The 11466-nt window shown below is 73.3% G+C and carries 8 protein-coding genes; 5 read left to right on the forward strand and 3 right to left on the reverse strand.

The features are described from left to right. Positions 1 to 36: 36 nt before the first annotated feature. The gene (locus AC061S_RS10435; protein WP_478685579.1) at positions 37 to 1587 is read right to left on the reverse strand and encodes an ATP-dependent DNA ligase; all 1551 of its coding nucleotides are present in this window, start codon (positions 1585 to 1587) and stop codon (positions 37 to 39) included. A gap of 337 nt (positions 1588 to 1924) precedes the next feature. Between AC061S_RS10435 and AC061S_RS10440 the strand changes: the two genes are divergently transcribed. From AC061S_RS10440 to AC061S_RS10450, 3 genes are all read left to right on the forward strand, one after another. Further along, positions 1925 to 4651, forward strand: coding sequence for an alpha/beta fold hydrolase (locus AC061S_RS10440; RefSeq protein ID WP_478685580.1), 2727 nt, complete (start codon positions 1925 to 1927; stop codon positions 4649 to 4651). After that, complete coding sequence (locus AC061S_RS10445) at positions 4648 to 5580, forward strand: ABC transporter permease (protein ID WP_478685581.1); 933 nt, start codon at positions 4648 to 4650, stop codon at positions 5578 to 5580. Before AC061S_RS10440 ends, AC061S_RS10445 begins: the two co-directional genes overlap by 4 nt. Positions 5581 to 6045: 465 nt before the next feature. Then, positions 6046 to 6360, forward strand: a complete 315-nt coding sequence (locus AC061S_RS10450) for a hypothetical protein (RefSeq protein ID WP_478685582.1) — start codon at positions 6046 to 6048, stop codon at positions 6358 to 6360. A 14-nt stretch (positions 6361 to 6374) separates the two neighbouring features. Here AC061S_RS10450 and AC061S_RS10455 read toward each other — a convergent pair whose 3' ends face one another. Further along, a complete protein-coding gene (locus AC061S_RS10455) occupies positions 6375 to 7349 on the reverse strand; it encodes an aldo/keto reductase (RefSeq protein ID WP_478685583.1) in 975 nt (324 codons plus the stop codon). A 249-nt stretch (positions 7350 to 7598) separates the two neighbouring features. Here AC061S_RS10455 and AC061S_RS10460 point away from each other — a divergent pair, with 249 nt between their 5' ends. Both AC061S_RS10460 and AC061S_RS10465 read left to right on the forward strand, forming a co-directional pair. Then, positions 7599 to 8747, forward strand: a complete 1149-nt coding sequence (locus AC061S_RS10460; RefSeq protein WP_478685584.1) for a substrate-binding domain-containing protein — start codon at positions 7599 to 7601, stop codon at positions 8745 to 8747. 262 nt (positions 8748 to 9009) lie between these two features. Further along, the gene (locus tag AC061S_RS10465; protein WP_478685585.1) at positions 9010 to 9879 is read left to right on the forward strand and encodes a hypothetical protein; all 870 of its coding nucleotides are present in this window, start codon (positions 9010 to 9012) and stop codon (positions 9877 to 9879) included. A 377-nt stretch (positions 9880 to 10256) separates the two neighbouring features. Here AC061S_RS10465 and AC061S_RS10470 read toward each other — a convergent pair whose 3' ends face one another. After that, positions 10257 to 11123, reverse strand: a complete 867-nt coding sequence (locus tag AC061S_RS10470; protein WP_478685586.1) for a hypothetical protein — start codon at positions 11121 to 11123, stop codon at positions 10257 to 10259. Between the last annotated feature and the right edge of the window lie 343 nt (positions 11124 to 11466).

The raw sequence follows: 11466 nt of genomic DNA on the forward strand, positions 1-11466 counted from the left end.
TGCCTGGCAATCCGCCTTGCCTCTGAGGCAAATCCCTTATGCGGCGTCGCCTGGTCCGGGCGGGCCGCCGAGCACCGTCTCCACCGTGTCCGCGTCCCGCGCCCGCTTGTCGGGGCGGTGGCGCAGGACGCGCGCGAAGCGCAGGGCCACCCCGGCCGGGTAGCGGGGGGAGCGCTGCAGGCCGTCGTAGGCGATCTCCACCACCAGTTCGGGCCGCACCCGGACCGTGTGGCCGTCGTCCTCGACCGCGAGCTCCCCGAGCCGCTCGGTCTGCCAGCGCAGCATCTCGTCGGTGAGTCCCTTGAAGGTCTTGCCGAGCATCGCGTAGCCGCCGTCGGCGGTCCGGGCGCCCAGGTGCAGATTGGACAGGAGGCCGGTGCGCCGGCCGTGGCCCCGCTCCACGGCGAGCACCACCAGGTCCAGGGTGTGCACCGGTTTCACCTTGAGCCAGTGTTTGCCGCGCCGGCCGGCCGCGTAGGTGGAGTCGAGGGCCTTGAGCATCACGCCCTCGTGCCCGCGGCGCAGGGTCCGCGCCCAGAACTCCTGCGCCTCGGCCGACTGCGCCGCCGGGTCCTCGACCACGAGCCGGCCGACCCGGGACTCCTCCGGTACCAGGGCGGTGAGCGCCGCGTACCGTTCGCGCACCGGCAGGTCGAGGAGCACGCGGTCGCCTGCCGCCAGCACGTCGAAGAAATAGGGGACGACCGGGAGGGTCCGCCGGGCGGCCTCGACGTCGGCACGGGAGCCGACCCGGCTCGCCACCTCCTGGAACGGCACCGGCCGCCCGTCCGCCACGGACCGTCCGATGACCTCCCCGTCGAGGATGAACCGGTCCCCGGGAAAGGACCGGGCCAGCTCGGCCACTTCCGGCAGCCGGTCGGTGATGTCGTCGAGGGAGCGCGTGTACACCCGTACCTCGTCCCCCTCGCGGTGGACCTGCACCCGGATCCCGTCGAGCTTCTCCTCCACCGCGCACGGCCCGAGCGCGGCCAGGGCCTGGGCGACCGACTTGGCGGTGTTCGCCAGCATCGGCTGTACGGGCTGCCCCACGCGCAGGGTGACCGCGCGCAGGGCCGCCGCCCCGTCGGCGAGCACCGCCGCCGCCACCCGGGACAGGGAGCCGTCGAGCATGGCGGCCCGGCGGAGGTCGGCGGCGGGCACCCCGGCCGCGGCGGCCACCCCCTCCAGGGCCACGGCGTCGAGCGCGCCCTGGCGCACCTCCCCGGAGAGCAGGCTGCGCAGGAACCGCTGCTCGGCCGCGGTCGCGGCGCCGAGCAGCGCGTCCAGGATCCGGCGGCGCTCGGCCTGGGCGCCGGCCCCGGCCACGGCGGCGAGCCGGGTGACGGCCTCGTCGACGGCGGTCACGGTCAGGGTGGGTTCGGGGGCGGGCTCGGTCTCCCCGGCGAGCGCGCGCCAGCCGATCCCGGGGCGGCCCTGCGGGAGCCGCCCGGCCAGGTAGGAGACCGCCAGGGCCGCCTCCTCGGCGGGCGCGGCGGCGAACAGCTCCGCGAGCAGGGCGGTCTTCCCCGACCTGGCGGAGGTTTCCGCGACCTCCCGGGACACGCGCGCGACCTCGGCGAGCAGCATGCGGCCATCCTCCCGCCGGGCGACGGGCGCCGCAGCCCGGCGGGGCGCAGCCGGGCAGGAAATCCAGCCTCGCCGGCGTTTGAGGCCCGGGGTCTGGGGCGGAGCCCCCCACGCGGCGGAGCCGCAGAATGCCGCACAGCCGGGAAGGGGCGGGGTGGGGAACAGACCGCCCCGCCCGACCCCGCCGGGCTCTCCGACTCCCGGCCCCCGGCCCGGCTCGCCGCGCCCCGCGTACCGCAGGCGCGGTATGCCGACCGGCCGGCGTAGTCCTTGAGAACGTCCGGAGTTCAGCCTGCGGGAGCGCGGCCACCGGCGGCCTGGCGCTTAGGGTTCCCGTATGAAGCTCCGACTGCCCCGGCGCCGCCGAAGCCGCCTCCTAGCGGGCGCGGCCGCGCTCGCCGTCGTCGCGGGGGCGGGCACCCTCACGGCCGCCGCCGCGGCCGGCGACGCCCCGTCCGTGCGCCGCGAGGACAAGGTCCTCGACATGCCCGGCGCCGGGATCGACATCTCGTACTTCACCAGCGGGGACACCGCGGGGGACGGTGGAGAGAAACGTCCCACCGTGCTCCTCGCCCACGGTTTCGGCGGCAGCAAGGAGGACGTGCGCCCGCAGGCCGAGCGCCTCGCCCGCGACGGCTACGCGGTGCTGACCTGGTCGGCGCGCGGCTTCGGCCGCTCCGGCGGGAAGATCGGGCTGAACGACCCCGAGTACGAGGTCAAGGACGTCTCCCGGCTGATCGACTGGATCGCCGCCCGGCCCGGGGTGCGCCTCGACGCGGCCGGAGATCCGCGCGTCGGAGTCGCGGGCGGCTCCTACGGCGGCGCGATCTCGCTGCTCGCGGCCGGAAACGACCCGCGCGTGGACGCCATCGCCCCCTCGATCACGTACTGGAACCTCGCGGACTCCCTCTTCCCCGGCGGCGTCTTCAAGAAGCTGTGGGCGGGCCTCTTCTTCACCACCGGCTCCGCGGGCGGACTGCAGCCGGGCGCCTCCGGCCCCGGCGCCGTCCCGCAGGCGGCCCCGGCCGCGCCGGGCTGCGGACGGTTCCAGCCGGAGCTGTGCGCCATGTACGAACGGGTCGCGGTGGCCGGGCAGCCCGACCCCGAGGCCCGCGCGCTGCTGGAGCGGCGCAGTCCCTCGGCGGTCGGCGGCGCGATCAAGGTGCCGACCCTGATCACGCAGGGCCAGGACGACTCCCTCTTCCCGCTGGACCAGGCCGATGCCACGGCCCGGGCGATCGCCGCCAACGGCGCGCCCGTCTCCGTGGACTGGGCGGCCGGCGGTCACGACGGGGGCATGCGCGAGGGGGACCGCGTCGAGGACCGGGTGAAGACCTGGTTCGACCGCTACCTCAAGGACGACACGGCCGTGGACACCGGCCCGGCCTTCCGCGTCTCGCGCTCCGGCGGCATCGACTCCACCGACGGCCAGGTCACCCTGCGCGGTGCGAGCGGCTCCACGTATCCCGGGCTGCTGTCCGGGCCGCGCGAGTTCGCCCTGACCGGCCGGGAGCAGACGTTCGCCAACCCGGCGGGCGGAGCCCCGCCGGCGCTGTCCGCGCTGCCGGGCATCGGCGGGCAGCTCGCCGCCCTCGGAGGCGGCCTCTCGCTGGACTTCCCCGGGCAGAACGCCCGGTTCGACTCGGAGCCGCTGACCGGGGAGACCCGGATCACCGGGACCCCGACCATCACCCTAAAGGTGAGGTCTACGGCTGCGGACGGTTCGGCCGTCCTGTTCGGCAAGGTGTACGACGTCAGCCCCGACGGGCGCCAGCAGGTACTGCCCAGTCAGCTGGTGGCCCCGGTACGGGTGGAGGGCGCCCAGCAGGACAAGACCGTCGAGCTGCGGCTGCCCGCCATCGACCACGCCGTCGAGGCCGGGCACCGGCTGCGGCTCGTCGTCGCCGCCACGGACCTCGGCTACGCCTCCCCGGCCGCGCCCGCGTCCTACACCGTCTCGGCGCAGGGCCCGCTGGCCGTGCCCGTCGCGGGCGGGGTGCGCACGGCGTCCTCCGGGCTGCCCGCCTGGACCTGGTGGATGCCGCTCGGGGCCGCGCTGCTGGCCGCGGGGCTGGTGGGGATCCGGAGGACCGGCCGGGGGCCGGGCGGGATCCGGGCGGGCGCACCGCAGCCCGACCCCGCGCTGGCCGACGTACCACTGGAGATCACCGGGCTGACCAAGCGGTATGCCAAGGCGCAGGACCGCTACGCCGTACGGGACCTGTCCTTCCGGGTGGAGAAGGGCCAGGTGCTCGGCCTGCTCGGGCCCAACGGCGCGGGCAAGACCACGACCCTGCGGATGCTGATGGGCCTGATCACTCCGGATGCCGGGGAGATCCGGGTCTTCGGGCACCAGGTACGGGCCGGCGCGCCCGTGCTCTCGCGGGTCGGGGCGTTCGTGGAGGGTGCCGGCTTCCTGCCGCACCTGACGGGGCGCGCCAACCTGGAGCTGTACTGGCAGGCCACGGGCCGCCCCGCCGGGGACTCCCACATGGAGGAGGCCCTGGAGATCGCCGGGCTCGGCGACGCCCTGGAGCGGGCGGTGCGCACGTACTCGCAGGGCATGCGCCAGCGCCTCGCGATCGCGCAGGCCATGCTCGGCATGCCGGACCTGCTGATCCTCGACGAGCCGACCAACGGTCTGGACCCGCCGCAGATCCGCGAGATGCGCGACGTGATGATCCGGTACGCGGCCGGCGGGCGGACGGTCATCGTCTCCAGCCACCTGCTGTCGGAGGTCGAGCAGTCCTGCACGCACCTGGTGGTCATGGACCGCGGGCGGCTCGTCCAGGCGGGCGAGGTCTCCGAGATCACCGGTGGCGGAGACGTCCTGCTGGTGTCGCTGGCCGAGCCGGTGGACGAGGCGGTCGTCGGGAAGATCGCCGCGCTGGAGGGAGTGGAGTCCGTGGCAAGCGCCGAGGACGGTCTGCTCGTACGGCTGGACGGCGCGAGCGCCGCCGAGCTGATCGCCGAACTCGTACGGCTGGAGGTGCCGGTGTCCGGAGTGGGGCCGCACCGGCGGCTGGAAGACGCGTTCCTCACCCTGATCGGAGGCGCGGCATGAACACCGTGACGGATGTGAACACGAAGGCGAGCGCGGGCCCGCCCGCGAACGGCGACGTGACGCCGGGCGGCATCGGCCGCGAGGTCGCGCACGGCTACCGGGCGAACCGGACGCTGCCGCTGCGCGTGGAGGCGCTGCGTCAGTGGCGCCGGCGGCGGACGCTGGTGATGGGCGGGATCCTGGCCGCGCTGCCCTTCATCCTGATGATCGCCTTCGCGGTGGGCGGCGGCCCGGGCAGCCGGAGCGGCGGCGACGGCCGGATCACCCTCATCGACACGGCGACGGCCTCCGGCGCGAACTTCGCGGCCACCTGCCTGTTCGTGTCGGCCGGGTTCCTGCTGGTGGTGCCGGTGGCGCTGTTCTGCGGGGACACGGTGGCCTCGGAGGCCAGCTGGTCCTCGCTGCGCTATCTGCTGGCCTCGCCCGTGCCCAGGGCCCGGCTGCTGTGGAGCAAGCTGGTGGTGGCGCTCGGGTTCAGCCTGGCCGCGATGGTGCTGCTGCCGCTGGTGGCGCTCGCGGCGGGTACGGCGGCCTACGGGTGGGGGCCGCTGGAGCTCCCCGCGGGCGGCTCGCTGCCGGCCGGGGACACGGTCGGGCGGCTCGCGATCGCCGTGGGGTTCGTCTTCGTCTCGCAGCTGGTCACGGCCGGCCTGGCGTTCTGGCTGTCGACGCGGACCGACGCGCCGCTGGGCGCGGTGGGCGGGGCGGTCGGCCTGACGATCGTCGGCAACGTGCTGGACGCGGTGACGGCGCTGGGGTCCTGGCGGGAGTTCCTGCCGGCGCACTGGCAGTTCGCGTGGGCCGACGCCTTGCAGCCGCAGCTCGAATGGGGCGGGATGATCAAGGGGACGGTGGTGTCGGTGTCGTACGCGGTGGTGCTGTTCGCCCTCGCGTTCCGCGGGTTCGCGCGCAAGGACATCGTGTCCTGAGGTTCGGCCGTCGGGGGCCAACCCCGGCGGCCCCTCGTGTGCCTGCCGCCGCAGCGGCCCGTACCCCCCAAGAATCGCCTCGGTCAGGACGTACGGACGCGTCCGAACGGCACCGAGGTGGTGCGAACTGTTCGGAGGGGGGGCGGACAGGAGCGTGTTAACTCGATTGAGTGGTTGTCGGATTGGCGGCTTGCGGGGCGCCGTACGTGGTCGGGTAGCGTCGCTGGTGCGATCTGGGACGCCGGGTGCGGTGCCAGCGTGCGGGGCCCCTGCTCCACCGGAGTGCCGGAACCCAGTGCGCTCAAGACCGTTCGGGGCGTGCCACTGCGCCGAGATCACTTCTGTGCAGCGACAAGGATCGGTACGACCGATGGACAGAGCGTTCCGACACGCAGGTTCGTGCTGACCGGGTGCCTCGCGGCGCCTGAACATTGGACCGAACCCGGGGGCCGACCGGTCGACACGATGATCCGCAATCAGATCAAGGTGACCGCAGACGAACTGCGGGCCAACGCGGACCTGGCGCCCCTGGTGCGGAAGGGCTCGCTGGCCGTGGTCGGCGCCTACTACTCGCTGGACACCGGTCAGGTGGACGTGCTGACGGGGGCGCCGACGGGGACCGCTTCCGCCAGCCCGTCGGAGAGTACGTCGGCCAGCGCCTCCGGGAGCGCCTCGCCGAGCCCGTCGGGGTCGCCGTCGCCATCGCTGTCGCCGTCGGAGTCCGCATCCGCATCCCCGTCGGATTCCGCGTCCGTCAGTCCGTCGCCCGACGCCTCCTGAAGGCCCGGCTCAGGTCATCCGGCGGCCCCGGCGACGGCGTCGACCTCCGCGAGGAGCTCGGCGTCGAGCGGCCGGTCGGCCACGGCCGCGTTGGCCCGCACCTGCTCGGCGGAGGTGGCGCCCGCGATGACGGAGGCGCAGCCGGGCTGGGCGGAGAGCCAGCCGATGGCGAGTTCCAGGACGGTGCGCCCGTGCTTGTCGGCGAGCGCCGCCAGGGCTTCCACGATGTCGAGGCGCTCGTCGGTGAGGTAGGCGTCGCGGCCTTCGAGGCGGGACCCGGCGGGGACGGGGGCGCCCCGGCGGATCTTTCCGGTCAACAGCCCGTTGGCCAGCGGGAAGTACGGCAGCACGCCGACCCCGTAGTGGCGGGCGGCCGGGACGAGCTCGCGCTCCGCCGACCGCTGGAGCAGCGACCATTCGTTCTGGGCCGATACGAAGGGTGCCGCGCCGGTCTCGCGGGCCACGTGGGCGGCTTCGGCGAGTTGCCAGCCGCTGAAGTTGGAGTGGCCGATGTAGCGGATCTTGCCTTCGGCGACCAGTTCGGTGAGGGCGGCGAGGGTCTCGACCACGGGAACGGCCGGGTCGGGGCTGTGGAGTTGGTAGAGATCGATGTGGTCGGTCTGCAGGCGGGTCAGGGAGGCCTCGACGGCGCGCCGGACGTAGGCGCGGCCGGCGCGGGAGCCGGCGGCGGGTCCGTAGCCCATGTCCACGCCGTCGTAGCCGAACTTGGTGGCGAGGACGACCTGGTCCCGGCGGCCCTTGAGGGCCTCGCCGAGGTGGGTTTCGGAGCCCCCGCGGCCCCCGTAGATGTCGGCGGTGTCGAGGAGGGTGATGCCCGCGTCGAGGGCGGCGTCGACGACGTCGCGGGTGGCCCGGGCGTCGAGGCGGCCGCCGAAGTTGTTGCAGCCGAGCCCGATCGCCGAGACCTGGAGACCTGGAGACCTGAACTGCCCAGGGGGAGATGGCGCATGGTTTCTCTTCCTCCACACTCGTCCGCACATGATCGACTGGACGGCAGTCTAGGGCGCGTCCTTCGGGTCGGGGCGGCGCGTTCAGTAGTCGATGTCGACGACCGTGGGGGCGGCCGAGGTCGGGTTGGTCCCGCAGGGTCAGTTCGGTGCCGGGGCGCTCCAGTTCCAGAACCGGTTGATCGAATCGATCGAATCGATCGTTTCGGTTTTCTGTGGTGGAATCGGGCGGCACGCGCACCGTGGACCACGCAGACCGCAGGGGGATCCTTGAGACCACACGTCGACCAGCGTCAGGCCCGGGTGCTCGCCCTCGTCCGGGCTCGGGGCAGTGCCCGGGTCGCGGACCTGGCCAGGGAACTGGGGATCTCCCCCGTCACCCTGCGCCGGGACGTCGAGGCGATGGCGGCGCGGGGCGAGATCCAGCGGATGCACGGGGTGATCAGCCGGCTGGAGTCCGCACCGGCGGGTGCGGAACTGCGGAGCCCGGCCCGGGCGGAGTCCGGCGCCGCGGCCTCGGACGCGATCAGGGGTGTGGACGCGGGTACGCGTGCGGGCCGGGGCGGCGGCGGGCTGGTGGTCGGGATGGTCGTGCCGACCACCGAGTACTACTACGCGGACGTCGTACGGGGGGCCCGCGAGGTGGTGGAGGCGCGGGGCGCGCGGCTCACCGTGGGGCTGACCCGGTACCTGGCGGGCGAGGACCGCACGCAGGCGGACCGGTTGCTGTCCACCGGGGCCGACGGACTGCTGCTGACCCCGAACTGGGCGGCCGGAGCGCCCGGACCCGGCGAAGGCGCCTGGACTGCCGAACTGCGGGTGCCGACCGTCCTGGTGGAACGGTGGGCTCCGCCGGGGCATCCGGCGGCCTCCCTGGACCGGGTGGCATCCGACCACGCGGACGGCGCGGCCCGGGCCGTGCGGCACCTGGCGGAACTGGGGCACAAGCGGATCGCGCTGGCCAGCCGGGAGACCCCGACGTCGGGACGGCTGCGGACCGGCTTCGCGGCGGCCGTGGCGACGCTCGGGCTGCAGCCGGCGCCGCCGTGGCCCGCGGCCGGGGCGGCATCTCTCACGGAGGCCGAGGCCTTCGCGCGGACCTTGGACTACTTGTGCGCGGCGGTGGCCGAGGGGGGCGTGACCGCGGCCCTGATCCACAGCGACACGGACGCGATCATGCTGATCCCACGGCTCCAGGCGCGGGGGGTGCGGGTGCCGGAGGACCTGGCGGTGATCACGTACGACGACGAGGTGGCCGAGCTGGCCGACGTACCCCTGTCCGCGGTGGCCCCGGCCAAGCGCGAGGTGGGGGCGCGGGCGGCCGGAATTCTGCTGGACCGGCTGGAGGACCGCGGGGCGGGGCAGGAGGGGCCGCGGCAGCACCTGGAGCTGCTTCCCCGGTTGACCGTCCGCCCGTAGCCCCGGGTACGAGATCCGGGTCCCGAGATCTGTCACTTAGCGCTGTAGTTGGCCCGTCCGGCCAACTACAGCGCTCAGCAGATCGTCGAGTCCCTGCCGCGGCCTTGAGCACCGTGCCAAACGTGAACTACGCGTGGATGTGATCCCTGGACCACGCCCTCGTCGAGGGGTGGTCGGCCGTGGCAGGCCCGTCCGCTGACCGGCGATGATTGATGGATGCGGGCTGGGCAATGGCGTCCGTCGGGTTCTCGGGGGTGGGGCAGTGATCGAGGTCGGGCAGCAGGGCGCGTTCAGCGTGAACAGTGTCGGCATGGAGCGCCAGCCGTTCCCATTGAGCTTCAGCGTCCGCGAGGCCGAGGGGCTGTGGCGGGTCAGCGCCGGTGCGGCCCAGGCGGGCGAGCTGGTCGACCTGCTCGTGGCCGTGGCGAACGACTCGGTCGCAGTGGTTTCGCTGGAGACCAACTCCTACCTGGATGAGGACTGGCATCCGCTGCAGCCCTCGCTGATCGCGGCCGAGCTCGGCGTGCCGTGCACGGTCCACTCCCTCGGATCCTGGGCGTCCGGCACGATCGGACTCGCGGAGGAATTCCTGGTGATGGACCGCGACCTCCTGCCCCGTCTCCTCGACGGCACCTGGTCGCCGTACGAGCTCACTCTGATCGACGTTCCCGCCGACATAACCTCGGAGCAGCTCGACGAGCTCGCCCTCGTGCTCGGCACGACCGGCATTGATGAGCTGCTCCTGAGTCGCCTGGGAGACTCCAGGGTCTGGTTCTCGGGCCACGACGACTGCTACGTGATGTTGGAGACCCGCGACCCCGCCCTGCCGGCCGCGGTCCTGGCGCGGCTGCTGACCCTGCTGGCCGGCTCCGCCCTCGCCGAACTCGCCGAACTCGCCGAGGAGCCTTTCTCGCGCGTTCCCGAGCCCGGGCCCTGGCTGCCCGAGCAGCTGATCGCCACCGCACCCCACTGGATCGGAGCCCTGGGCAACGTCACCAAGGATCTGGTCACTATCAGGCTGGCTGCCCTGCCAGGCCCGTGGCGGTTGGGCGTCGCGTTCCCGGAGCAGGCCGACCTCACCGCGACGCTCGACGTACGTCACGACACCTGGCGGATCTCGCCCGCGGAATAACGCGAGCAGCCACCCCCGGCGAGGTGCCGGGTGTCAGCGGTGGCAGGTCACGGAGCCTACGGAGCGGCACCCCGAGGTTGAGCCGGGCCGGGTGACCGGCCACGGGGTGCCATCGGACTTGTCTCAATGCCCTGCGGGCCAACCAAATCGCTCAGCCGGGCCAACTAGAACACTGAATCCCGAATGCCTCTGACCTGCGGAAACGTCACAGCAGCTCATGCGGGCGCGATGCTCCACCACCCACACTCCGGCCACTCCGCAGGCGCCGACCGTCTGACCTGACCGTTCCTCGGGGCCCCGCTGCCTAGGCTGCGGGGCCGAGGTCTCCCGTGAGGAGCCGGTCCAGAGGGCCAGGATGTCGTTGGAAAGGCTGAGTATCAGCTGCTGAGGTCGAACACGCCCCACGCCGTGAATGGCTCGGGCTGGACGTAGATCCTGCTTCCTCGGCCGACGACCCGCCGGCGGCCGGGGGCGGGACCATCGGGCAGGGTGAGTAGGCCGACGTTCTTCGGCTCAACGCATGTTTCGGTGAGCTCTCCGTGGGCGAGTCGATCCCGCTCCTCGCCGTAGCCGCCGTAGAAGGCCACCCGATCGCCGTGGACGGCTACCACATGGGCACCCCGTACCCGGTTCGCCCGCACCGTCACGGGCTGCTCGGGGCGGTTGGGGCGTATCTCGACAAGCGGGAAGTCCGTGTAGGGGCACGCCCAGGCGGTGGTACCCGACACGTTCAGGGCGTAGCAGTCGAAGAGACCGGGGATACGGGCCCCGTCCGACGTCCAGGCGAGCCTGCCCGCGGCGCTCCAGCGGCGGATTCCGACCGGGTTCTCGTCGAAGTGCCCGACCCAGATGTGGCCGGCCTCGTCCACGAGCAGGTGCTCGATGGCGTCCCCGACGGAGAAGGACGAGGTCTCTCGGCCGAGCGCATCGAAGACCTGGACCTGGTTCGCGTCCTCGTACCGGCGGGCGCGAGACGCAGCGACGACGAACCCGCCGTCGGGCAGGCGGTCCAGCTGCGGCCAACGGGCCCGCACCGCGCTCAGCTCGGTGAGTTCGACATTGCCGCCCGGATGGACGGAGACGACCAGGGCGTCGAAGGGCAGGACATCGCCCTCGCGCTGCGGAGCGTGGTCGGCAAGCAGCCAGTGGGCGGCGCCGAAGACGTCGACGGTACTGGTCAGGACATGGCGGACTTGGTGCGCTCGGGGGAGGTGGGCGTAGGGAATGAGGACGGTCTTCTGCACGGCGGGCTCTCCAGGGTGGGGGGTCACGGCCATCGGGCACTGCGGTGAGCGGTGGCGCGCGAGCGGTGGAGAGGGAGGCAGGGCGCCTAGACGGCATGGCCCTTTCTGGTCGTCATGAGGCGATCGTCGTCGACGTCCGGCCCCGCGACAAACCATTTCGGCGCATCGGTACCCCGGGCGCCCCACCGCAGTCCAGATCGGCAGCTCTACATCTGCCCGGCAGCGCCGGAGCACCCCCACACCGAGCTGATGCAGTAGCCGGCCAGACCACACCGGGCCCGCCCCGCTGGGATCCCGGACCTCCTGGCTCGACTGCTGCATCGATGCCACCAGCAGGAGCAGA

It is taken from the genome of Streptomyces sp. CA189 (assembly GCF_056428985.1).